The 22,526-nt window shown below is 71.0% G+C and carries 21 protein-coding genes; 6 read left to right on the forward strand and 15 right to left on the reverse strand.

The window, feature by feature from the left end:
* The first annotated feature begins 59 nt into the window (after window positions 1-59).
* Together M4486_RS10930 and M4486_RS10935 are read left to right on the forward strand one after the other, a co-directional pair.
* Window positions 60-1,298 (forward strand): LCP family protein, encoded by a 1,239-nt coding sequence (locus tag M4486_RS10930; RefSeq protein ID WP_249477190.1) that lies wholly within the window; start codon window positions 60-62, stop codon window positions 1,296-1,298.
* A gap of 120 nt (window positions 1,299-1,418) precedes the next feature.
* Window positions 1,419-2,042, forward strand: a complete 624-nt coding sequence (locus tag M4486_RS10935; RefSeq protein WP_249477191.1) for a phosphatase PAP2 family protein — start codon at window positions 1,419-1,421, stop codon at window positions 2,040-2,042.
* 53 nt (window positions 2,043-2,095) lie between these two features.
* Here M4486_RS10935 and M4486_RS10940 read toward each other — a convergent pair whose 3' ends face one another.
* Window positions 2,096-3,472: a GntP family permease gene (locus tag M4486_RS10940; RefSeq protein WP_249477192.1), complete on the reverse strand. Its 1,377-nt coding sequence runs from the start codon at window positions 3,470-3,472 to the stop codon at window positions 2,096-2,098.
* A gap of 244 nt (window positions 3,473-3,716) precedes the next feature.
* Here M4486_RS10940 and M4486_RS10945 point away from each other — a divergent pair, with 244 nt between their 5' ends.
* Together M4486_RS10945 and M4486_RS10950 are read left to right on the forward strand one after the other, a co-directional pair.
* Window positions 3,717-4,418 (forward strand): FadR/GntR family transcriptional regulator, encoded by a 702-nt coding sequence (locus tag M4486_RS10945; RefSeq protein ID WP_249477193.1) that lies wholly within the window; start codon window positions 3,717-3,719, stop codon window positions 4,416-4,418.
* Window positions 4,419-4,518: 100 nt separating this feature from the next.
* Window positions 4,519-5,244 (forward strand): phosphatase PAP2 family protein, encoded by a 726-nt coding sequence (locus tag M4486_RS10950; RefSeq protein ID WP_249477194.1) that lies wholly within the window; start codon window positions 4,519-4,521, stop codon window positions 5,242-5,244.
* On the opposite strand, the gene M4486_RS10955 is transcribed toward M4486_RS10950, so the two are convergent.
* From M4486_RS10955 to M4486_RS10975, 5 genes are all read right to left on the reverse strand, one after another.
* Complete coding sequence (locus M4486_RS10955; protein ID WP_249477195.1) at window positions 5,189-6,052, reverse strand: amino acid ABC transporter ATP-binding protein; 864 nt, start codon at window positions 6,050-6,052, stop codon at window positions 5,189-5,191. The genes M4486_RS10950 and M4486_RS10955 overlap by 56 nt on opposite strands.
* Entirely contained in the window at window positions 6,052-7,089 is a 1,038-nt protein-coding gene (locus tag M4486_RS10960; RefSeq protein ID WP_429798295.1) for an amino acid ABC transporter permease, read from the reverse strand. Before M4486_RS10960 ends, M4486_RS10955 begins: the two co-directional genes overlap by 1 nt.
* Window positions 7,086-8,018: a transporter substrate-binding domain-containing protein gene (locus M4486_RS10965; protein ID WP_249477196.1), complete on the reverse strand. Its 933-nt coding sequence runs from the start codon at window positions 8,016-8,018 to the stop codon at window positions 7,086-7,088. Before M4486_RS10965 ends, M4486_RS10960 begins: the two co-directional genes overlap by 4 nt.
* 92 nt (window positions 8,019-8,110) lie before the next feature.
* Complete coding sequence (locus tag M4486_RS10970; RefSeq protein ID WP_249477197.1) at window positions 8,111-10,345, reverse strand: ABC transporter ATP-binding protein; 2,235 nt, start codon at window positions 10,343-10,345, stop codon at window positions 8,111-8,113.
* Window positions 10,342-12,078, reverse strand: a complete 1,737-nt coding sequence (locus tag M4486_RS10975) for an ABC transporter ATP-binding protein (protein WP_249477198.1) — start codon at window positions 12,076-12,078, stop codon at window positions 10,342-10,344. The genes M4486_RS10970 and M4486_RS10975 overlap by 4 nt, the downstream gene beginning before the upstream one ends.
* Before the next feature lie 304 nt (window positions 12,079-12,382).
* Here M4486_RS10975 and M4486_RS10980 point away from each other — a divergent pair, with 304 nt between their 5' ends.
* On the forward strand, window positions 12,383-13,060 hold the full coding sequence (locus M4486_RS10980; protein ID WP_249477199.1) for a DUF6318 family protein: 678 nt from the start codon (window positions 12,383-12,385) through the stop codon (window positions 13,058-13,060).
* Window positions 13,061-13,109: 49 nt separating this feature from the next.
* Here M4486_RS10980 and M4486_RS10985 read toward each other — a convergent pair whose 3' ends face one another.
* The 9 genes from M4486_RS10985 to M4486_RS11025 all read right to left on the reverse strand — a co-directional run bounded on the left by M4486_RS10985 (window position 13,110) and on the right by M4486_RS11025 (window position 21,402).
* Window positions 13,110-13,814: a hypothetical protein gene (locus tag M4486_RS10985; protein ID WP_249477200.1), complete on the reverse strand. Its 705-nt coding sequence runs from the start codon at window positions 13,812-13,814 to the stop codon at window positions 13,110-13,112.
* Window positions 13,811-14,734: a hypothetical protein gene (locus tag M4486_RS10990; protein ID WP_249477202.1), complete on the reverse strand. Its 924-nt coding sequence runs from the start codon at window positions 14,732-14,734 to the stop codon at window positions 13,811-13,813. The genes M4486_RS10985 and M4486_RS10990 overlap by 4 nt, the downstream gene beginning before the upstream one ends.
* Before the next feature lie 168 nt (window positions 14,735-14,902).
* Entirely contained in the window at window positions 14,903-15,475 is a 573-nt protein-coding gene (locus M4486_RS10995) for a hypothetical protein (protein ID WP_249477203.1), read from the reverse strand.
* Window positions 15,476-15,588: 113 nt separating this feature from the next.
* A complete protein-coding gene (locus M4486_RS11000) occupies window positions 15,589-15,816 on the reverse strand; it encodes a hypothetical protein (RefSeq protein ID WP_249477204.1) in 228 nt (75 codons plus the stop codon).
* Window positions 15,817-15,922: 106 nt separating this feature from the next.
* Complete coding sequence (locus tag M4486_RS11005; protein ID WP_249477205.1) at window positions 15,923-16,849, reverse strand: class I SAM-dependent methyltransferase; 927 nt, start codon at window positions 16,847-16,849, stop codon at window positions 15,923-15,925.
* 135 nt (window positions 16,850-16,984) lie between these two features.
* Entirely contained in the window at window positions 16,985-17,491 is a 507-nt protein-coding gene (locus tag M4486_RS11010; protein ID WP_249477206.1) for a DUF456 domain-containing protein, read from the reverse strand.
* Window positions 17,492-17,584: 93 nt separating this feature from the next.
* Window positions 17,585-19,033: a sugar porter family MFS transporter gene (locus M4486_RS11015; RefSeq protein WP_283257916.1), complete on the reverse strand. Its 1,449-nt coding sequence runs from the start codon at window positions 19,031-19,033 to the stop codon at window positions 17,585-17,587.
* A 123-nt stretch (window positions 19,034-19,156) separates the two neighbouring features.
* Window positions 19,157-20,350: a Gfo/Idh/MocA family protein gene (locus M4486_RS11020; RefSeq protein WP_249477208.1), complete on the reverse strand. Its 1,194-nt coding sequence runs from the start codon at window positions 20,348-20,350 to the stop codon at window positions 19,157-19,159.
* Between the two features lie 53 nt (window positions 20,351-20,403).
* Window positions 20,404-21,402 (reverse strand): sugar phosphate isomerase/epimerase family protein, encoded by a 999-nt coding sequence (locus M4486_RS11025; RefSeq protein WP_249477210.1) that lies wholly within the window; start codon window positions 21,400-21,402, stop codon window positions 20,404-20,406.
* A gap of 119 nt (window positions 21,403-21,521) precedes the next feature.
* On the opposite strand from M4486_RS11025, the gene M4486_RS11030 reads away from it, so the two are divergent.
* Complete coding sequence (locus M4486_RS11030) at window positions 21,522-22,514, forward strand: LacI family DNA-binding transcriptional regulator (protein ID WP_249477212.1); 993 nt, start codon at window positions 21,522-21,524, stop codon at window positions 22,512-22,514.
* Window positions 22,515-22,526 lie beyond the last annotated feature (12 nt).

Genomic DNA, 22,526 nt, shown 5'->3' on the forward strand with positions numbered 1-22,526 from the left:
GCTATCAATGCAGGGTGCTTGGGTGACCGTCGGCGAATGCCCGACGATCGAGGAGTCCCATGCCCGCACCCGATGCAGACCACAGCCCGCACCTCGAGCACGCACGCCGAGCGACGCGCAGGACGCCCCGCGGGCCGGCGCACCTCTCCCCTGCCGGCGCGCGCGTGCTCGTGCGCAGGCGGCGGCGCCGCACGATCGCCGCCCTCGCAGGGCTCGCCGCACTCTCACTGCTGGCACTGATCCTGGTGCCCGCGCAGACCCTGCGCAGCGGGCTCACGGTCGCGCCGCTGCACGCGGGGCCCGCCGCCCAGAACGAGTCGGCGGACGACGACGGCGCCGTGAACATCCTGTTCCTGGGCTCGGACTCGCGCGTGGGCGAGGCCGACGAGAAGGACTCCACGGCGCGCAGCGACTCGATCCTGCTGGCGCACCTCGATGCCGACGACTCCTCGGTGCATGCGGTCCAGATCCCCCGCGACACCCTCATGGATCTGCCCTCGTGCGCGGACACCGGGAACGGATCGTTCGCGGGCGGCCGCGGCATGATCAACTCCGTGCTGAACTTCGGCCCCGCCTGCTCGGTCGCGGCCGTCGAGTCCCTGACGGGCGTGCGCGTGGACCACTTCGTGGAGGTGGACTTCGCGGGCTTCGCCGCGATCGTCGACGCCCTCGACGGGCTCCCCGTGTGCCTGCCCGAGGGTCTGCACGACAAGGCCGCCGATCTCGACCTGCCGGCGGGCCGGCAGACCCTGGACGGCCGCCAGGCGCTCGCCCTCGCCCGCACCCGGCATGCCGTGGGCGACGGCAGTGACATCGCGCGCCTCGACCACCAGCAGCAGGTCATGAAGGCCATCATGCAGCGCGCGGACAGCCGGAATCTGCTCACGCGGCCGGACCGCCTGTACCCGTTCCTGCAGGCGACCTCCTCGGCCCTCACGGTCGACGACCAGCTGGGGTCGATCCCCCGCATGACCTCGCTGGCCTCGCGCCTCACCCGTGTCCCCTCGGACAGCATCACCGTGGAGACGATGCCCTGGACCCCTGCCCCGTCGGACCCCAATCGGGTGGTCCCCTCCTCGAAGGCCGCCGCGGTCTTCGCGACCCTGTCCGACGAGGACTCGAAGGGCAGGTCGTCCCACAGCTCGAAGGGCGAGGAATCCACGGACTCACCGTCCTCGAAGCCCGACGGCGGTGGGGCCGATGCCGACGAGCGGCCGTCGGGCAGCGCCTCCTCGAGCACTCCGCCGTCGGACGACTCGGCATCGACCTCGGACTCCGAGAGCATCCAGTGCGACTGATCCTCGTGCAGGCGTGCTCCGCTCCGGCAGCTCCGCCGACGCACCGACGTGACCCGTCGGATCTGTGGGTGAGGCCACCGCGACAGGGGCGCTCGGCGACCGCGGTGGGATGATCGGGAAATGCGCATTTCCCCCGTCCGCTGGCTCATCGCGGGGGCCGCGCTCGCTCTTTTCCTGCTGGTCTTCTACCTCTCGGGCTGGGTGGGGCCGACGGAGTCGCTCGACATCCGCGTGCTCACCTCGCTGTGGACGAACGGCACGCCGCGGCTGCTGTGGATCGTCTCGGTGCCGTGGCTGATCCTGTGCAGCATCATCGTGATCGCGATCGGCATCCGACGCGGCCGCGCCATGGACGGCCTGCGCGCCTTCGCCCTGCTGGCCGTGTGCAACGTGCTCGGGCAGCTGCTGAAGAAGGTCGTGCTGCACCGCGATTCGATCGTGCTCATGGTGGACAACACCTACCCCAGCGGCCACATGATCGCCTTCGCCTCGGTCGCACTCGCCCTGCGGATCGTGCTGCCGCGGCGCATGCGTGGGGTCTTCACCGTGATCGCCGCGCTCGTGCTGTGCGTGGTCGCCTTCGAGCTGGTCCACTACGGCTGGCACCGCCCCAGCGACGTGATCGGATCGCTGCTGCTGGTCACCGCCGTCGGCGTGCTCGGCGGCGGGTCGAGCCATCAGGGCGATGCCGACAGGGCGGGCGAGGGACGCGATCGTCCCGAGCCGATCCTCCCGCCCGGCTGAGCGCTGCGGCCGGGCCGTCTGTCCGGTTGAGCGCCGCGGCCGAGCCGCCCGCCTCAGAAGATCGCGTAGACCGCGAGGACGAAGGCGAAGCCGACCAGGGACTCGATGCCCTGCTGGACGGTCCAGGTCTTCAGGGTGGTCTTCACGTCCATGCCCATCAGGCGACCGACGAGCCAGAAGCCGGAGTCGTTCACGTGCCCCGCGAAGACCGAGCCTGCGGCGGCCGCGAGGGTGATCGCGGCGGTGTCGATCGCGCCGTAGCCGCCGGCCATCACGGCCGGGGAGAGCAGGCCCGCGGTGGTCACCAGCGCGACCGTCGCCGAGCCCTGCGCCAGGCGCAGGGCGAGGGCGATGACGTACGCGGCGAAGATGACGGGCATGCCCCAGGAGTCGAGGGTCGAGGCGAGCGCGTCGCCGATCCCGGAGGCGCGCAGTACGCCGCCGAACATGCCGCCGGCACCGGTGATGAGGATGACCGAGGCGACCTGGCCCAGCGTGGAGTCCACGAGCTTCTCGAGCGCCGAGCCGTCCTGGCCGCGGAACTTCCCGAGCACCAGCATGGCCACCAGGACGGTGATCAGCAGGGCGACGGGCGACTCGCCCACCAGGCGAAGGGCCTGCACCCAGGCGGCGTCCGCGTCCACGACCTTCGCCGTGCCCAGCGCGTCCAGGCCGGTGTTCAGCAGGATCAGCACGAGCGGGAGCGCCACGACGGCGAGCACGGTGGAGGCCCTCGGCGGCACGGCCGGCTGGTCCTCGTCGGTGCCGAAGAGGTCGGGCACCAGCAGCGGCGTGCGCGCGTTGACGAACTTCGCCCACAGGTAGCCCGAGACGTACCAGACGGGGAAGGCGATGATCAGGCCGACGAGCAGCACGACGCCCAGGTTCGCGCCGAAGAAGTCGCTCGCGGCGACCGGGCCGGGGTGCGGCGGCACGAACACGTGCATGACCGAGAACGCCGCCGCCGAGCTCAGCCCGTAGAGCAGCAGGTTCTTCCCGCCGATGCGGCGGGCCACCGCGAAGATGATCGGCAGCATGACCACGAGGCCGGCGTCGAAGAAGATCGGGAAGCCCAGCACCAGCGAGGTCAGGCCCAGGGCGAAGGCGGCGCGCTTCTCGCCGAAGACGGCGACCATCTTCTCGGCGATGACCTTGGCGCCGCCGCTGGACTCGATGAGGCGGCCCAGCACTGCACCGAAGCCGATGAGCAGGGCGACGGATCCGAGCGTCGACCCGAAGCCGTCGACGAGGGTCTCGATGATCGCGCCCGAGGGGATGCCCGTGGCCAGGGCCGTCAGCAGCGAGACGATGACCAGCACGAGGAAGGCGTGCAGCCTCACCTTGATGACCAGGAACAGGATGAGCGCGACGGCGACCGCGGCGATGCCGAGGAGCGGTCCGGCACCCAGGGTCTGGGTCCAGTTGTCCATGGGGATTCTCCGTTGAATGCGGGTGGGAAGCAGAGTGGTTCGGGTGGGGCGGCGATGCCTGCGCACCGACGGCAACCGGCGGCGACCGCCGAACACCCGACCGCAAAGGTACTACTTTATGCGCGCTAAGGTAGCACCATTGAAGCGGGCGCTGGGACCCCGGATCATCGTTCGATCCGTGGACGCCCTCCGCCCCGCCGCACCGTGCGGCGCCCGCGCAGCCCTCGACGATGAAGGAGTCGCCATGCCCACGTCCGCCATGCACGAGGGGGTCCTGGACGACCTGGGCAGGCACATCACCGACGGCCGCCTCCCCGAGGGCTCCGTGCTCACGCTCTCCGGCATCGAGAAGGACTGCGGCGCCTCGCGGACCGTGGCCCGGGAGGCCGTGCGCGTGCTCGAGTCCCTCGGCATGGTCGCCTCGCGCCGGCGCGTGGGCATCACGGTGCAGCCCCGCGAGGCGTGGGACGCCTTCTCCCCGCGCCTGATCGACTGGCACCTGGCCGGCCCGTTCCGCCAGCGCCAGCTCGAGGCGCTCGCCGAGCTGCGCGTGGCCGCCGAGCCCATGGCCGCCCACCTCGCCGCACGCCGCGCCGACTCCCGCCAGTGCGCGGAGCTGCGGCGCCTGGCCGATCGGCTCGTGGACCTGGGAGGGCGGGGCCTGGGCGATTCAGAGGACTACCTCGAGGCCGACGTCGCCTTCCACGACCTGCTGCTCGCCGCCTCGGGGAACCCGCAGCTCACGGCCCTCGCCCGCCCGGTGCGCGCGGTGCTCGAGGGCCGCAACCGCCTGGGCCTCACTCCCCCGCTGCCCGTCGAGGGCACGCTCGAGGAGCACATGCGCGTCGCGCTCGCGATCGCCGACGGCGACGCGGAGGCCGCCGAGACCTTCTCCCGCTCGCACATGCGCACGGTGTGGGGCGAGGTGAGCCGGACGGACGGCTGAGCGCCGCGACGCTCTCACCTGCAGGTGTTCGCTGGGAAGAGCGTGTGCGAGATGCCACCGACCCCTCGAGGAGCACCGGCCGCGATGCCATCATCGGGGCGTGCTCACCACGGAACAGGACTCGCAGACCCTGACCGCGGACCTCACGCGCGGCGTGACCCGAGCGCGCCCGCTCGACGGGGGCCGTCGGCAGATGGTCCTCCGCGTCCTGGTGACCGTCATCTCGACCGGGTTGTTCCTCGTCCTCTACCGGCTCTCCGGGTCGTACCGGCCCGCGGAGCAGCTGGACCTCGGCATCTTCTGGATGCTGGAGACGCACGGCAACCCCACACTGCTGCGCGCGGTCTCCGTGCCCACGTTGATGCTGAGCAGTGCGGTCGTGCTCCTGATCGCCGCCGGCCGGGGCAGGGCGATGCGGGGCGTGCGCGCGCTCATGATCCTGGCCGCCTGCAACGTGCTGGGGCAGGTGCTCAAGGGCTTCGTGTTCGGGCGCGATGCGATCGCGACGCACCAGGGCAACTCCTTCCCCAGCGGGCACATGATCGCCTTCGGGTCGGTGGCGCTGGCCCTGTGGATCGTGCTCCCCCGCGTCATGCGCGGCGTCTTCACGATGGTCGCCGCGCTCGTGCTCGCCGTGGCCGCCTTCGAACTCGTGCACTACGGATGGCACCGCCCCAGCGACGTGGTCGGATCGCTCCTCCTCGTCACGGCCGTCGGAGCGGTCGGCGGCGCCGCGGGCGGGAGCCGCGAGTCCTGCCGGCCCTCGTCGCTCACAGCACGGAGGCGAGGAACCCCTGCAGACGATCCGACTGCGGATGGTCGATGACCTGCTCGGGGCTGCCCTGCTCGAGGATCTGCCCGTCGGCCATGAAGACGACCTGATCGGCGACCTCTCGGGCGAAGCCCATCTCGTGGGTCACCACCACCATGGTCATGCCGCCCTCGGCGAGCTCCTTGAGCACCGTGAGGACCTCGGCCACGAGCTCGGGGTCCAGGGCCGACGTCGGCTCGTCGAAGAGCATGAGCTCGGGCTCCATCGCGAGCGCGCGGGCGATCGCCACCCGCTGCTGCTGACCGCCGGAGAGCTCGGAGGGGTAGTGCTCGGCGCGATCGGCCAGGCCCACGCGCTCGAGAAGCGCGAGCGCGTCCTTCTCGGCCTGCGCCTTGGGGCGGCCGAGCACGTGCACGGGCGCCTCCATGACGTTCTGCAGCGCCGTCATGTGCGGGAACAGGTCGAAGCGCTGGAAGACCATGCCGATGCGGGCGCGCTGGCGCGCGATCTGCTTCGGCGAGAGCTTCTGCCAGCGGCCGTCGGGCAGCGGCTCCTCCGCGTACCCCTGGGTGACGCCGGCGATGCGCACGCGGCCCGCCGTGGGCTCCTCGAGCTGGTTGATGCAGCGCAGCAGCGTGGACTTGCCCGAGCCCGAGGGGCCGATGAGCACCGCCACCTCGCCCTCGGCCACACGCAGGTCGCAGTCCTTGAGCACGTGCAGGTCGCCGAAGGCCTTGTGCACGCCCTCGAGCTCGATGAGGGCGGGGCCGTCGGCCGGTGCCGCCGGGTCCGACGGGGACGCAGGCGCGGCCTGGTCTCCCTGCTCGTCGGCCCGATGGGTGTTCCGGGGGTCCTGGCTCATCACAGCTCCACCTCCGGGAGAGAGTTCTTGGGGGTCGTCGCGGCGCTGTTCACGGCCTGCTGGCGGGCGCGTCGGCCGCGCTTCGTCGGACCCGCGCCGCCGGGGCGATCGTCGAAGCCGCGACCGAAGTAGCGCTCGAGGAAGTACTGGCCCACCATCAGCACGCTCGTGATCGCGAGGTACCAGATCGCGGCGACGACCAGCAGCGGGATCGGCGCGTAGAGCTTGTTGGCGATCGCGTTGGTCGCGAAGGTGAGGTCCAGGGTGAAGGGCACCGCGAGCACGAGCGAGGTGGTCTTGAGCATGCCGATGGTCTCGTTGCCCAGCGGCGGCACGATCACGCGCATGGCCTGCGGGATGATGATGCGCCGCAGGATCTGGCCGTTGCCCATGCCCAGCGCCTTCGACGCCTCGCCCTGGCCCTTGTCCACGGAGTTCAGGCCAGAGCGGATGATCTCGGCGAGGTAGGCGCCCTCGTTGAGTCCGAGGCCGACGACGGCCGCCCAGAACGCCGGGAAGTAGTCGCGGGTGGAGAAGGAGAACCACTCGGGGCCGAAGGGGACGCCCACGGCGATCTTCGGGACGATCACCGTGAACAGGCCCCAGAACACCAGCTGGGTGTACACCGGGGTGCCGCGGAACACGAAGATGTACGCCCAGGAGACGCCGCGCAGCACCGGGTTCTCACTGCGCCGCATGATCGCCGCGGTGAGCGCCACGATCGTGCCCAGCACCATCGAGAGCACCGTGATCAGCAGCGTCCAGCCCACGCCCTGGACGACCTTCACGTCCAGGATGTACGTCGCGACCGTTCCCCAGTCGAAGACGGGGTTGGTGACCAGGAAGTTCGCGAGGGCGAGCACCAGCAGCACCACGATGACGGCGCTGATCCAGGTGCCCGGGCGCGGGCTGCGCTTGGCGCGGATCCGTCCGGGGATCGGGTCGGCGCCGCGGCCGGTCGGCTGCGGGGAGCCGGGGGCGGGCGCCGGGCCGACGGGCCCGTCGGCGGGCGCGGGCGAGGGCTGTGTCGTGCTCACTGCGGGTCCACTTCCGAGGTCTTGATCATGCCGGCGGCGTTGCCCCAGGCATCGAGGATGTCGTGCATGGCGCCGGTGTCGATGAGGTGCTGGACCGCCCCGCGGATCGCCGTCGCGAGCTCGGGCTGGTCCTTGGAGACGACGATCCCGTACAGGGCCGCGTCCTCGATGTCGCCCACCTGCTCGAGGGTCCCGCGGGACTTCTCGATCGCGTAGGCGACGACCGGGGAGTCGCCGATGAGGACGTCGGCCTTGCCGCCGGCGGCAGCGGTCGCGGCGTCGGCGTTGCCCACGTAGGGCTGGTCGATGACGCCCTGGCCGCCGTCCTTCCGGCAAGCGGCGTCGCGCTCGGCGACGACGTCATCCATGTAGGTCCCGACCTGGTGGGCGACGCGGGCGCCGCACAGGTCGGGCGGGTCGATGCCGTAGGGGTTGCCCGTCTTCACCGCGTAGGACATGCCGGCGGAGAAGTAGGAGACCATCGAGACCTGCTTCAGACGGTCCGGGTCGATGGTGAAGCTCGAGATCCCCACGTCGTACTTCGAGCCGATCGAGGGGATGATCTGCGCGAACACCGCGGACTCGGTGCGCGTCCCCAGTCCCAGCACCTTGCCGACGCCGCTGAGGATGTCCATGTCGATGCCCACGGCCCCGCCGTCCGAGCCCACGAACTCGCCGGGCGCGTAGTTCAGGGCCGCGCCGTTGACGAGGGTGCCGCGATCGCGGACGTCCTTCGGGACGAGGTCCGCGAGGTCGTCCTGCTTCGTGATGCCCGAGAGGTCGATCGTCGGGATCGCGTCGGTCTCGGCATCCAGCCGCTCGGAGGCGTGGGTGCAGCCGCCGAGGGCGGGCACGGTGATCGCGGCGCCGAGGGCGAGGGGCAGCGCGCGCAGCAGGGTGCGTCTGCGGGGCCGGGGTGACGGGAACACGAATGGAAGTTTATGCAGAGGTATGCATGACGACAAATCCGTGGGGTGTGGGGCACACGGGGGCCGCGCACCGCGCGGCCCCCGTCGATCGCTCACATCCCCGGCATGCCGCCCCCGCCGCCGGTGGGCACGGGCTCGCCCTGCTCCTCCTCGGCGTCAGGATCGGCCATCGCGCCCTCGAACTGCGAGCGGTACAGCCGCGCGTAGGCGCCGTTCGCCTCGAGCAGCTCGTCGTGGGTGCCCTGCTCGACGATGTCGCCGGCCTCCATCACCAGGATCAGGTCCGCGTCGCGGATCGTGGAGAGCCTGTGCGCGATCACGAACGAGGTGCGACCCGAGCGCAGGCGGTTCATCGCGTTCTGCACGAGCAGCTCGGTGCGGGTGTCCACGCTCGAGGTGGCCTCGTCCAGGATCAACAGGCTGGGCCGGGCGAGGAACGCGCGGGCGATGGTCAGCAGCTGCTTCTCCCCGGCGCTGACGTTCGAGGCGTCGGAGTCCAGGACGGTCTCGTACCCCTCGGGCAGATGGCACACGAAGTCGTCGACGTGGGTCGCCTTCGCGGCCTCGATGACCTCCTCGTCGCTCGCGTCCAGGCGCCCGTAGCGGATGTTCTCCATGATCGTGCCGTTGAACAGCCAGGTGTCCTGGAGGACCATGCCGGTGCGCTCGCGCAGCTGCGTGCGGGTGAGGTCGCGGATGTCGATGCCGTCGATCGTGATGCGGCCGCCGTCGATCTCGTAGAAGCGCATCACGAGGTTCACGAGCGTGGTCTTGCCCGCGCCCGTCGGCCCCACGATCGCGACCGTGTGCCCGGGCTCGGCGACCAGGGAGAGGTCGCGGATGAGCTCGCGCTCGGGCGTGTACGAGAAGCGCACGTGGTCGAACTCGACGCGGCCCTCGCGGATCCGCGAGGCGGCGTCCAGCGACGTCGGGTCCGGGTTGCCGGCCTCGTCGCGGGCCGAGTCCGGGGTCTGCTCCTCGGCGTCCAGCAGCTCGAAGACGCGCTCGGCGCTGGCCACGCCGGACTGCAGCATCGTGGCCATCGAGGCGACCTGGGAGAGCGGCTGCGTGAACTGGCGCGAGTACTGGATGAACGCCTGCACGCTGCCCAGCGACATGTCGCCGCCGATCACCTTGAGGCCGCCCACGATCGCGATCGCGACGTAGGTGAGGTTCCCGGCGAACATCATCAGCGGGCCGATGAGGGAGGAGACGAACTGGGCGCCGAAGGACGCCTTGTACATCTCGCCGTTGCGGGCCTCGAAGCTGCGGGACGCCTCCTGGCGGCGGCCGAAGACGTTCACGAGCTCGTGGCCGCTGAAGGCCTCCTCGACCTCGGCGTTGACCTTGCCGGTCGCGTCCCACTGCTGCTGGAACAGCTTCTGGGAGCGCTTGCCCACGATGGCCGTGATGACCGCGGCCAGCGGGATCACGCACAGGGCGATGAGGGTGAGCTGCCACGACAGCGTCAGCATCATGACGATCACGCCGAGCACCGTCAGCAGCGCGTTGACCAGGCCGGTCAGCGTGTTGATGAGGGTGTTCTGGATGTTGTCGATGTCGTTGGTGACGCGCGAGAGGATCTCGCCGCGGCGCTGGCGGTCGAAGTAGGACAGCGGCAGACGGTGCAGCTTCTCCTCGACCTCCCGGCGCAGGCGGTAGACCATCCGGAAGATGATGCGGTTGAGCATCACGCCCTGCAGCCACTGGAACAGGCTCGCGACCACGTAGATCCCGACCACGAACCACAGCACCTGGTGCAGGGCCGCGAAGTCGATGCCCTGACCGGGCGTGAGGTCCATGCCGGCGAGCAGGTCGGCGTAGGTGTCGTTTCCCTGCGCGCGCAGGCCCTCGATGATCTGCGCCTTGGTGGCGCCCGCGGGCAGCTGCTTGGAGATCGCGCCGGAGAAGACGATGTCGGTCGCGCGGCCCAGGATCTTCGGGCCGACGACGGCCAGGCCCACGCCGATCACGCCGAGGGCGATGCCCAGGATCGCGTACATCTTCTCGGGGCCGATGGTGCGGATCAGTCGCAGCGCCGAGGGCCAGAAGTTCCGCGCGCTCTGGCCGGGCCGCAGTCCGCGCTCGGCGCTCTTCTCGGCCTCGATCTCCGCGGCCTCGCCGGCCTCGTCCCCCGCGGGCTTCGTGGGCGTGGAAGCGGGCGCGGTGCGCGCCCCGCCAGCGGGGGCAGCGCCGTCCGCCGGGGTCGCACCGTCCGCCGAGGCCGCGCCCTCGTCCGGAGTCGCGCCGTCGGCCGGGGTCACGCCGTCGGGCGAGTCGGCGCCGTCGGGCGTAGCCGGCGTGTTCGTCGTGTCGTCGGCGTTCATGCGACCACCTCCTCGGCGCCCTGGGAGCGGACGATCTCCTGATAGGTCTCGTTGGTCTCGAGCAGCTCGGCGTGGGTGCCGGAGCCGACGACCCTCCCGTGCTCGAGCACCAGGATCAGATCGGCCGAGGTGATCGTGGTGACGCGCTGGGCGACGATCACCTTGAGCGCGTCACGGGTCTCCGGCGCGAGCGCCGCCCGCAGGCGGGCGTCCGTGGTGAGGTCGAGCGCGCTGAAGGAGTCGTCGAACAGGTAGATCTCCGGCCTCGCGACCAGCGCGCGGGCGATGCACAGGCGCTGACGCTGACCGCCGGAGACGTTCGTGCCGCCCTGGGCGATCGGCGAGTCGAGCCCGTCGGGCATGGCGGCGACGAAGTCGCGGCCCTGGGCGACGGTGAGCGCGTGCCAGAGCTCCTCGTCGGTCGCGTCGGGCCGGCCGAAGCGGAGGTTCGTCGCGACCGTCCCGGAGAAGAGGTAGGGACGCTGCGGCACCAGGCCGATGCGGTCCCACAGCACCTGCGGGTCCAGCTCGCGCACGTCGACCCCGTCGACCTTCACGCTGCCGGAGGTCGCGTCCATCAGGCGCGGCACGAGGCTGAGCAGGGTGGTCTTGCCCGAGCCGGTGCCGCCGATGATCGCGACGGTCTGCCCCGCGTGGGCGGTGAAGTCGATGTCCGTGAGCACGTTGTTCTCGGCGCCCGGGTAGGTGAAGGAGACCTTCTCGAAGGCGAGGTCGCCGCGGCCGCGCACCTCGGTGACGCCGCGCTCGGGCACCGTCACGGAGGTCTCGGTGGTCAGCACGGCGTCGATGCGCTCGGCGGAGACCATGGCGCGCGGGATCATCATCGTCATGAAGGTCGCCATCATCACCGCGATGAGGATCTGGATCAGGTAGGCGATGAACGCGGTGATCGAGCCGACCTGCATGGTCCCGGACTCCACGCGCGGCGCCGCGAACCAGAGCACGAGCACGCTGGAGACCTGCAGCAGGAACATGATGATCGGGTTGATGAGGATCATCAGCAGGCCCACGCGGCGGTTGGTGTCCGTGAGGGCCTCGTTGGCGCCCTCGTAGCGCTCGCGCTCGAAGTCCTCGCGGGTGAAGGCGCGCAGCACGCGGATGCCGGTGATCTGCTCGCGCAGCACCTTGTTGATCGCGTCGATCCGCTCCTGCATGACGCGGAACAGCGGTGCCGCGCGGGCGATGAGGAAGCCGACGGAGACCAGCATGAGCGGCACCATCACCGCGATCAGCCAGGCCAGCCCGGCCTCCTCGCGCAGCGCGAGGACGATGCCGCCGATGCCCGTGATGGGCGCCTGCACCAGGAACTGCATCGAGAAGAAGACGAGCATCTGGACCTGCTGCACGTCGTTCGTGGAACGGGTGATCAGCGAGGCGGCCCCGAACTCGTTCATCTCGTGCGCGGAGTAGGTGGCGACCTGGTCGAAGACACGGCTGCGCAGGTCGCGGCCGATGCTCATGGCCGCGCGGGCGGCCGCGTAGTTCGCGACGACGACGGCGACGATGTTCGCGAAGGTCACCGCGAGCATCCAGGCGCCCAGGCGCCAGATCGTCGGGATGTCGCCCTGGGCGACGCCGTCATCGATGATGTCGGCGTTCAGCGTGGGCAGGTAGAGGTTGGCCAGCACGCCGAGCAGCTGGAAGATCACGACGATGATGATCAGGGTCCAGTACCGGCGGGCGGCCGCGAGCACGAGTCGCAGCAGAGTCACAGGGGTCCTTGGGCAGATGCGGTGCGGTCCGGGGGCGCGCGGACTGCGCGGTGAAGCCTACGTCGGCCCGTGCGCACGGTCCATGGGATTCGGGCGGAATCGGGCGGATTCCGCCGAGGGTGGAACGCCGCGGGATGACGTCGATCGGAGGGCGGAGCGCGCGTCGCCCGCGAGGGTCGAGTCTCCCCCGCGGCGCCCTCCCCGCACATCCGCCGATCGGCTGATCCTCGTGCGCCCGGGCCGGATGCCCGCGCGTCCAGGCCGGATGCCCGCGCGTCCAGGCCGGACCTCTACCCTGGCCTGCGTGAGCAGACGGATGCAGCAGATCATCATCATCGTGGCGGCCATCGCCCTGGTGATCCCCTTCGGCGCGGTCGGCCTCGCGCAGGTCTTCGGCCGCAGCAACGGGAAGACCGACGCCGCCTCCGCCACGGCGAGCGCGACGGCCCAGGACACGCGCCCCGCCGTCGACCCGTCGTCCCAGCCGAGCCCCTCCCCCACGTCCGGCCCGAAGCTGCCGAAGTCGGCGATGACCGACCAGTCGGACGACGGCGCCACCGGGGTCGGCACCTATCTGCTCGAGTCCTACGCGTACATGATGGCCACGGGAGACACCGACGGCTGGATGCAGGTCGTCGACTCGAACTGCGAGGTCTGCACGTCGTTCCTCTCCAACGCCACCCAGCTCCATGAGCAGGACGGGTACCAGGTGGGCGGCGAGTTCACCGTGAGGTCCGCGAGCTTCGACGGCGCCGGCGATCCGCCCACCAGCGGCACGCTCACCCTCGAGGTCACCCAGAAGGACGCCACGATCGTCGACGACCCGAACAAGCAGGCCCAGGACGTCGACGGGTTCACCGGCGAGATGCAGATGAAGCTGAACTGGGACGGCAAGCAGTGGAAGGTCGGCGACATGTCGATCACCGGGGCCGACGGGGCCAGCGGGACGGGCGCGTCCGACGCAGGCGGCGCGGCGGGCTGAGGCCGCGCGGCCGACGGGCGCGCCACGGCCGGCCCAGCCGGCGTGGCTGTCAGCGCGCCTGCGGGAACCCGGGGAGCTGGCGCGCCGCGTCCCCGCGGTTGCCGGTGAGCTCGCGCGCGGGCTCGGCCGCAGCGGCCCTCGCCAGCTCGCGCTGACCGCTCGCCTCTGCGGCGCGCGCGATCTGGGCGGTGACCAGCTCGGGCGGGGTCGACCCCGTGCCGGCGAACCAGACCCAGCGGCCGTCGATCGAGCGCGGCGGAGGATCCTGCAGCGGCGCCAGCACCGCGCGATGGCGGCGCGCCTGCTTCGGCGAGGGCCCCACGAAGTGGATGCCGCGACGGGTCCAGGCGGATCGGCGCACGGTCGACTGCGGGAAGCCGCCGGTCCCGGTCTCGGCCGCATACCGCCGGGCGCCCGTCACGGGGACCACGCTGCCCGGGATGATCTGATCCGAGGGGATCACGTAAGGGCGCAGGCCCGGCGCGCAGCTGCCGACCACGATCCCCCGTTCGCACACCACCAGCCTCTCCCCGCTGATGAACAGCAGGATCAGGCCGAAGATGATCGCGAAGGCGACGGCGGGCGCCACGGCGAGCACGGCGCTCTCGCCGGGATTGATGAGGGTGAGCCCGGAGAACACCAGCCAGACCAGCACGAACAGTCCGATCACGAGCGGACCGGGACGATCCGCGTGGACCGCGAGCACCTCACCGACCTCGTCACGGTGCCGGCGTGCGGCGCGACGGGCGCTCATGCGTTCTCTGCCTCGGCCTCGGACTCGGACTCGGCATCGGCATCGGCATCGGCATCGGACGCATCCGGCGCGGTCGCGGCGACCAGCTCCCCGAGGATGTTCTCGAGGGATGCGCGGGACACCGTGCCCAGGCGCTGGACGGCGTCGTGATCGTCTCCGTCGGATTCCATCAGCACGACCCTGTCCGGCATCGAGAAGAGGGTGAACGCTGTGGGGGCGGCGTCGACGCCGCGAGCGAGGATCAGCGTCGTCGTGGCCGCGCGCGCCTCGGCGAGGCCCTGCGCGACGGTGCTCGTCCCGAAGTCCGCCGCCGGGACCTCCTCGACGTCGCCGTCGTCGTCCGAGATCCCGTCGACCGGGTCGATGAAGGCGATGAACTGCTCGGGCAGGGTCTTGCCGTCGAGCAGGAAGAAGAGATGGAAGCCGCCGTCGTCGAACGCTTCCCAGAGCACCCGGACCTCGCCGCTCTCGAGGTGGAACAGATAGAAGTACGCGAAGGCCGTGCCTCGATCCGTGCGCCGCTCGGCGACCAGCACCGCATCCGCCGTGCGACGCAGCACGACCGTGCCGTGCAGGGCCGGGACGGCGACCATCCGCGCCGCCTCCGTGCTGCCGTCCTCGTAACGGCGGGGGTCCAGCACCGCGGTCGAGCTCACGACGCCCCGGGCGATGAGAGACCGCATCGCCGCGGCCGCGACGAGCCGCCGAGCCTCGGGGTCCTCTGCCGACCCGCTCACCCAGGGGGTCGGGGTCAGAGGATCGTGCTGCACCCCGTCGAGAGCCATGAGCTCCTCGTCCGTGAGCGTCACGATCTCCACGACGGGCTCGTCGAGCGGCTGCTCGAGGAGTTCGGTGGCGATCTCCACGTCCCGGGCAGAGAACTGCGGGACGTCCGCGGGAGGCGTCGGTGCGGCGGTCATGCGAGTCTCCTTGATCGGGCGGGGTGCTGCGGGGTCTCGGGGCGGGAGGCCCGAGGGCGGAGCGTGGTCGTGCCGTTCATGCGCGAGGGCGGCGGGATCCTCGCGGTGGTGCTGACAGTGAGGCTACGCAGACCGGCCGGGCGGCGCACGTCGGCCCACGTCGAGGCGTCAGAAGAGCCCCCCGACGAAGTCGCCGACCGCGTCTGCGGCCCCGCCGATCGCATCGCCCGCATCCGAGACGAAGTCGCTCACGTGCCCGCCGACGTCTCCGGCGAACGAGCTGATGGAATCCCAGTTGTCGACGATCGCATTGCCGGCCGCCCACAGCCCTGCGCCGACGCCCGCGACGGCGACGACGCCCAGGCCGACGGGCCCGAGGGCTGCGCCCGCCCCGAGCGCGACGGCCAGGCCGCCGGCACCGCCGATCACGCTGAGCCCGCCGGCGACCCTGTCGCCGACGCCCCGCCAGCCGCCGTGCGCGGGGTTGATCATGTCCGAGATCCCGCCGACGATCCCGAGCACGCCCCCGGCACCTCCGAGGAACTTGCCCGCAGTGCCCAGCTTGCCCAGGAACCCGGCCGCGTCATCCACCATCCCCGAGCGGATGAAGGTCTGGGCGGACTCCGCCGCGGGACCGAGCGTGTTCATGGCGGCGCGCAGGTTCATCAGGCTGCGCCCCTGCTTGAACGCCTTCCACGCCTTGCCGCCCGCACCGATGACGTCCTTGAGGGTGCCGGCCACAGCGTTGATCGGGTTCGCGAGCAGGTCCGCCAGCGGATCGCCAGAGCCCTCGCCGCCCCCTCGGCTCTCCCCGCCTGCCTCGCTCGCTGCGTCCTGCTCGTCCGCCTGAGCGATCAGATCATCGCCGGCCCGTTCGAGCCGACCCCGACGGTGTCGAACATCCCGGAGACGCGCCCGCTGAAGTCGTCGCGGAAAGCGTCGCCGTCGGCACCCCTCCACTCGACCGACGCCACACTCGAGGACAGAGCGTCCCGGAGCTCGCTCAGGCGCGAGGACGCCGCGCGCGCTTTCTCCGCATACTCGCGCAGGGACTGCGTGTCCGCTCCCAGGAATCCGCTCATCTCGCCGCCGCCCCGTTCCCCGGCCGCACTCGCTGCGGCTCGATCCGCGCCCAGGCTAGCCGGGCAGGGTGCGCGGCACGATGGGGAGAAGTCCCCATCGCGGTCCTCAGGACTCCGCGTCGGCCTCGAAGAGGAACAGGTCGGTGCGGTAGGGCATGCCGACCTCGCTGCCGGGGGCGTGGCCGAGGTGCTCGTGCAGGTACCAGTCGAGATTCGCGAGCACCTTCTCGCGCCGCTCGGGCGGCGCGGTGATGACGTAGCTGCGGGTGCGCGCGAGGTCGATGAGCTCGTGCGTGGTGCGCGGGTCCTCCCAATGGCGCACGATCCGCTCGCGCAGCGCGAAGTGCGGGGTGATCGGCGGCGAGAAATCATCGCGGTACACGTCCCCCGCGTGCATGATGCGCGAATAGCGGTGCACCCAGGGGATCTGCACGTCGAGCGAGTTCCACAGCAGGGCCAGCAGGCCGCCCGGTCGCAGGATCCGCGCGATCTCGGCGCCCGCGGCCTCGGTGTCGAACCAGTGCCAGGCCTGCGCGGCGCTCACCAGGTCGGCGCTCGCATCCGGGAGGCCGGTGTCCTCGGCGGAGGCCTGGAGGGTGCGCAGAGAGCCGACGGGTACGGCGGGGTCGGTGGGGTCGGCGGGGCCGGCGGGGTCATCGGCCGACGAGGACATGGACTCGTACGCCTGCTCCGCGGTCTCGAGCATGGAACGGCTGGGGTCGACGGCGATCACGTCGAGGCCGCGGCGCGCGAGCTGCAGGGAGAGCTTGCCGGTCCCGGCGCCGAGGTCGACCGCGACGTGGGCGCGCGGCGCGCCTGCTGGGGTGCCTGCTTTCGGCGCACCGGCCTCGCCGTCGTGCAACGGCAGTGCCGCGAGGATCGCGTCGAGCACCTCGGGCGGGTATCCGGGACGCAGGCGGTCGTAGTCCCCGCCCTGACCCTGGAACGCCGCGCCCAACTGGCGGTGGCGCTCACGGGTCCCGAAGCGCGGAGTGTCACGCGAGGAGACCGGAGGGACGGCGGGATCGCTCATGGGCTCATCGTCCCAGACGTCGGCCCGCACCGAGAGGTGAGAAGACGTCGTCATTCCGCCCTTTTGACAGCAGCTTCTCACCTCTCGCGGGGGGGGCGGGCTGCGCGGGGGTGCGCGAGGGCGGAGTGGGGCGACTCAGCTGTTCAGGAAGTGCAGCGTGGTCGCGATCGCGAAGGTGAGGGTGGAGGCGAAGCCGCACACGAGCTCGAGCATGACGCCGATGCCGAAGGCCTTGATGGCGATCCAGCTGGACTCCCAGGCGAGCTTCATGTCGCGGCGGCGGTACCACTCGGAGCCGTAGAGGCCCAGGATGAATCCGATCGGCAGGCCCAGGAACGGGATCACGAAGATGCCGACGATGCCCGCGGCCACACCCACGAGGATCGGCCACGTGGGCACGTCGTTGTCCTTGAGCCGCTTGCCCGTCATGACGTAGCTGCAGGTCATGCCCAGAGCGCAGAGGACAGCGATGATCGCGAAGGCCAGCCAGGTCCAGCCGCCCAGCACGATCGCCCACACCAGCGAGCCGATGAGGATCGTGATCGAGCCGGGGATGATCGGCAGCACGATGCCCGTGAGCCCCACGACGTACGCGAGGCCGACGACGATCGTGACGATGATCTGGACGGTCAGGGAATCCACGGGGCCTCCGTCGAGCTGTCGGGCAGGGCGAGTTCGCAGTGTATGGGAGCGACTGCAACTGGGACCGAACCCGGCCGGGCATCTTCGGCGCACTCAGCGTCGCGGCTCGGGCACCGCGTAGATCTCGCCCGTGCTGACGTCCTCCTCGATGGACTCGAGGGTGCGCCCGCGGGTCTCCGGCAGCAGCTTCAGCATGAACACAGCGGCGACCAGGTTGAAGGCCGCGAGCATGAAGAACGAGCCGGTGAGGCCGATTCCTTCGACCACTGTCGGGAAGAGCAGTCCCAGCAGAGCGTTCGCGATCCACATGCAGAACACGGCGATGCCGATGCTCAGTCCACGCATGTGCAGCGGGAAGATCTCCGAGAGGATCACCCAGGTGGCGACGTTGAGGAACGTCTGCATGGAGCCGACGAACAGCACCACCAGTACGAGGATCACGTAGGGACGAGCACCACTGCCCACCGGCAGGACGAGCGAGGCGATCCCGATGAGAAGGTGCCACAGGGTGATCAGCAAGTAGCCGGTGATGAACATGGTGCGGCGGTTCACGCGGTCCATGAGGTAGAGGGAGACGATCGATCCGATCACTCCGATGAGGCCGGGGACGACGTTGGCGATCAGCGCGGCGCTCTCGTCGAACCCCGCCTCGATGAGCACCACCTGCCCGTAGTAGACGATCGTGTTGATGCCCGTGAGCTGTTGGAACACTGCGACCCCGATGCCGACGATCAGGATCCTCCGCAGCCACTTGTTCCCGAGCACCGCCCGCAGGGAGGCGACCTCGCGCCGACTGTCCGTGCTCGCGGCGGACTCGACCTGGGCGAGCTCGGCCACGGCGCGCTCGCGCGAGCGCACGGTGCACAGCACCTCGAGAGCCTCGGACCGGCGGCCCTTCTCCACGAGCCACCTCGGCGACTCGGGCATCCGCAGCATCCCGAAGAAGAGGGCAATCGCCGGGATCGCGCACACGGCCAGCATGAAGCGCCAGATCCCGTCGATGTGCCCCCAGACGTTCCCGATCACGGCGTTGACCGCGAACGCCGCGAGCGCGCCGACAGCGATCATCACCTCGTTGCGCCCGGCGAGAGACCCGCGGGTCTCGAAGGGCGCGAGCTCGGCGAGGTAGACGGGCACGACGGTGGATGCCCCGCCGACGGCGATGCCGAGGACCACGCGGCCGACGACCATCACCCCGAAGGCGGGAGCGAGCACGCAGATCACCGTGCCGCACAGGAACGTGATCGCGAGGGCGAGGATCGTGCGTCGACGACCGATCGCGTCGGACATCCGCCCACCGAGGAACGCCCCGACTGCAGCCCCGAACAGCAGCGAGGAGGTGACGACGCCCTCGGTCAGAGGCGTGAGACCGAGCTCGGTGGCCATCGGCCGCAGGGCGCCGTTGATGACGCCCGTGTCATAGCCGAAGAGCAGACCGCCGATGGTGGCGACGAGCGCGACGATCATGAGACGTCGGGAGAACGGCCCCTTGGTGAGGGGCGGGAGCTGCGAGGCTCCCCGAGATCTGGCTGCTGCGGACATGGGAGGACTCCTTCGTCTTCGTCCGGTCGCTCTGGTGGAGGTGGCGCAGGTGGGGGTGGGTGCGGTGCCATGGCGCCGACGGGCACCGGGCGGCAGAGCAGGCTGCCCTGCCGCCCACGTGGGTCAGTCGACGTCGACAGCGCCGCCCGTGCGGCTGGACTCCAGGGCCGCGCCGACGACGCGCATCATGGCGGTCGCCGCGGCGAAGTCCGTGTCCATCGGAGTGCCCGCGCCGACGCTGCGGACGAACTCCTGGATCTCCGCCGTGAACGCTTCGGCGTACCCCGTGCCCACTCCCCCGCCGGGCATCGCGGCGACGTCGCGGAAATAGGGGTGGTCAGGCCCGGTGACGACGGTGCGGGGCCCGTTGTACGGAGCGTCGACCGTGCCGTCCTCGAAGATCGAGAACTCACCGGCGCGCTGGGAATCGAAGGTGACGTGGCCGCGAGTGCCGTAGACCTCGATGCCCAGCGAGTTGGGGACGCCGTGGGCGATGCGGCTGAGTTCGATCTGCCCGACGGCTCCGCCCTCGAAGCCGACGGTGAGCAGAGCGATGTCGTCGTTGTCGACGGGCCCGCGCTCGCTCGAGGCGGAGGCGCCGTGACCGATCGCCCCGGCCTGCGGCTTCGGGCGCTCGGTGATGACGGTGCGCAGGCTTGCCCGCTCGACGCTGCTGATGTCGCCGGCGACGAACTGCACGGCGTCGATCGCGTGGGAGCCGATGTCCAGCAGGGCGCCGCCGCCGGCCTGCTCCTGGGAGTAGCGCCAGGAGAGTGCACCCGAAGGGTCGGCGGCGTAGTCGGCCCGGTACCAGGCGTGCACGGTGTGCACCTCACCGATACGACCGTCGGCCACCGCGCGGGCGATGGCCGCGAGTCCGGGAAGTCGGCGGAAGGAGAAGCCGACGCCGGTGACCGCCGGTGAGGCGTCGGCGAGGGCCTGCAGCGACGCGGACTCCTCGACGTCGCGGCCTATGGGCTTCTCCGCGAACAGGTGCTTGCCCGAGGCGATCACCTTGGGCAGGACCTCCGCGTGCAGGAAGTTCGGCAGAGCCACGCTGATCGCGTCGATGTCCTCGCGCGCCAGCAGGCCGTCGATGTCGGCCGTGGCACGGGCGAAGCCGTAGCGGTCGGCGACCGACTGCGCGAGGGGCAGGTTCGGATCGGCGATCGTGTCGAGCTCGATCCGCAGCGGCGTGCTGACCGCCATCATCGCGGTCCGATAGCCGAAGGCGTGGGCCTGTCCGGCCATCCCGGCGCCGATCACGGCGACGCGCACAGGGGCAGCGGAGGCGGGGACGGATGCGGTCGTGGTCATGGTGTTCTCCTTCGAACGGTGGGTGCAGCGGGAAGGGTGAGGCGAGGTGCGACTCAGCGGAAGCGGACCGGCGCGCCGCACCCGGCGATGTGCTCGCGGGTGCGGCGGGCGATGCGAACAGGGTCGGCGAAGTCGGCGACGGGATACATGTCCTGCTCGACAACGGCGAACACGCCCGGACGTGCGGCCGCCGCGAGCTCGAGGATCGGGGCGTAGCCGGGCACGCCGTACGGCGGCTCGACCATGACGCCCCGCTGCACGGCCTCGGCGAAGGGGATGTCGTTCTTCAGCACCTCGGCCAGCAGCTCGGGGTCGACCTGCTTGAGGTGGAGGTACCCCACGCGCTCGGGGTGCTCGCGCAGCAGGCGCTCGCAGTCGACCTGGTAGTAGGCGAGGTGACCGGTGTCCACGCAGAGGTTCACGTGGCGGGGGTCCGTGCGCTCCAGCAGTTCGACCACCTCGCGCCCGCTGCCCACGGGGCTCTCGGCATGGGAGTGGAACTGGAGGGCGAGGCCGAACTCCTCGGCCAGGCGCCGACCGAGCTCGTCGACCCCACGTGTGAAGAGCCCCCACTGGGCATCGTCGAAGGTGCGCGGTCCCTGGACGTGGCCGTCGGCCCCGCGCTCCCAGAGCGTCGGGATGGCGATGACGTGCTCGCCGCCGAGCGCGCGCACCAGGGCGCCGACCTGGCGTGTCTCCTGCCAGATGCGCTCGAGTGCGTCCTCGCCCTCCTGGAGCGGCGTGAAGACGGTGCCGGCGGAGAGGGAGAGGTCGTGCTCGGCCAGCTGCTCGGCGAGGCGACCGGCATCAGTGCCGAGGTACCCATACGGGCCCAGCTCGGTCCAGCGGTAGCCGGCCTCGGCGACCTCACGCACGTACTGCTCGGGAGAGGGCTGGGCGGGATCGATCGCATTCCACACGCCCCAGGAGTCCGGGGCGATGCCGACGCGCGGCGCGGAGGCGTCCGGTGCACTCGTCGGCGCGGAAGCAACCGCTGCGGCTTTGGGCGCGGCGCCCGAGGGGTCGATGCGGGAGATGTCGACAGCGGCCATGATGCTCCTTCGCGTGGGCGCTCTATGTCTGGACATGGCGGGTCTAGAGCGCTCTAGATCGTAGAGTCAACACTCGTCGGATACGCATCAACCGGCAACAGGACGAGGGAGCGGGTGTCATGAGCGCACGGGTGACGATGGCCGACGTCGCCGAAGCCGCGGGCGTCTCGCGCGCCCTCGTGTCCCTGGCCTACCGCGATGCCTTCGGGGTCAACGGCGATACCCGTCGAAGGATCCTGGACGTCGGCGACGAGCTCGGATACGTGCACAACCGCATCGCCGCCTCGCTCGCCTCGAGTGGCGCGACCTCGATCGGTGTCTACCTCCAGGATCTCCACAACGACTTCTTCGCCGACGTCCACGACGGCATACGCGACGCTGTCGAGACCGAGGCTCGCGACCTCGTGCTCGCGGTCGGCGCACTCGGCGGCGAGCGGGACGCCGGCTCACTGCGGGCACTGCAGGGGGCGCGCGTGGGAGTGATCATCGGCGCCGGGATCCTGATGCCGGACGCCGAGGTGCAGGCGTTCTCCTCACGCACGCCCATCGTGAGCATCGCGCGCGAGGTGCCGGGCGTGGACAGCGTCTCCTCCGACAACCTCGCCGGCGGACGCCTGGCGACCTCACATCTCATCGAGCTCGGCCACCGCCGCATCGCGATGCTCGCGAACCCGCCCTCGGACGGTTATCTCGGCCGACGCGCCGGCTACGAGGAGCAGATGGCCAGCGCCGGTCTCGCCTCGCGGACGGTGGAGGTCTCCTACTCCCGGGCCGACGCCGCGACTGCGGCGATCGCACTGCTCGACGGCGACGACGCACCCTCGGCGTTCTTCGCGCACAACGACCAGACCGCTCTGGGCGTGCTCGAAGTGCTGCTCGCCCGCGGGATCACCCCCGGCCGCGAGGTCTCCGTGATCGGCTACGACAACAGCTCGGTGAGCGGTGCCCCCGGGACCTCGCTCTCCTCCGTCGATCTCCACGGTGCGCAGCTCGGCGCCGCGGCGGGCCGCGCCGCGCTGCGCCGCCTCGCGGATCCCGCAGCGCCTCCCGAGCTCGAGGTCACGAGCCCGGAGCTGGTCCTCCGCATGACGACGGGACCCGCTCCCGTATGAGAGCCGGTCCCG

Origin of the sequence: Brachybacterium kimchii (assembly GCF_023373525.1) — a bacterium.
Lineage (GTDB): Bacteria > Actinomycetota > Actinomycetes > Actinomycetales > Dermabacteraceae > Brachybacterium > Brachybacterium kimchii.

Coding starts and splice junctions, on each gene's coding strand:
- M4486_RS10935 (WP_249477191.1), top strand. CDS start 1,419: ATGCGCATTTCCCCCGTCCGCTGGCTCATCGCGGGGGCCGCGCTCGCT.
- M4486_RS11005 (WP_249477205.1), bottom strand. CDS start 16,849: ATGAGCGATCCCGCCGTCCCTCCGGTCTCCTCGCGTGACACTCCGCGC.
- M4486_RS10940 (WP_249477192.1), bottom strand. CDS start 3,472: ATGGACAACTGGACCCAGACCCTGGGTGCCGGACCGCTCCTCGGCATC.
- M4486_RS11025 (WP_249477210.1), bottom strand. CDS start 21,402: ATGGCCGCTGTCGACATCTCCCGCATCGACCCCTCGGGCGCCGCGCCC.
- M4486_RS11030 (WP_249477212.1), top strand. CDS start 21,522: ATGAGCGCACGGGTGACGATGGCCGACGTCGCCGAAGCCGCGGGCGTC.
- M4486_RS10990 (WP_249477202.1), bottom strand. CDS start 14,734: ATGACCGCCGCACCGACGCCTCCCGCGGACGTCCCGCAGTTCTCTGCC.
- M4486_RS10970 (WP_249477197.1), bottom strand. CDS start 10,345: ATGAACGCCGACGACACGACGAACACGCCGGCTACGCCCGACGGCGCC.
- M4486_RS11000 (WP_249477204.1), bottom strand. CDS start 15,816: ATGAGCGGATTCCTGGGAGCGGACACGCAGTCCCTGCGCGAGTATGCG.
- M4486_RS11015 (WP_283257916.1), bottom strand. CDS start 19,033: ATGTCCGCAGCAGCCAGATCTCGGGGAGCCTCGCAGCTCCCGCCCCTC.
- M4486_RS11020 (WP_249477208.1), bottom strand. CDS start 20,350: ATGACCACGACCGCATCCGTCCCCGCCTCCGCTGCCCCTGTGCGCGTC.
- M4486_RS10985 (WP_249477200.1), bottom strand. CDS start 13,814: ATGAGCGCCCGTCGCGCCGCACGCCGGCACCGTGACGAGGTCGGTGAG.
- M4486_RS10945 (WP_249477193.1), top strand. CDS start 3,717: ATGCCCACGTCCGCCATGCACGAGGGGGTCCTGGACGACCTGGGCAGG.
- M4486_RS10930 (WP_249477190.1), top strand. CDS start 60: ATGCCCGCACCCGATGCAGACCACAGCCCGCACCTCGAGCACGCACGC.
- M4486_RS10955 (WP_249477195.1), bottom strand. CDS start 6,052: ATGAGCCAGGACCCCCGGAACACCCATCGGGCCGACGAGCAGGGAGAC.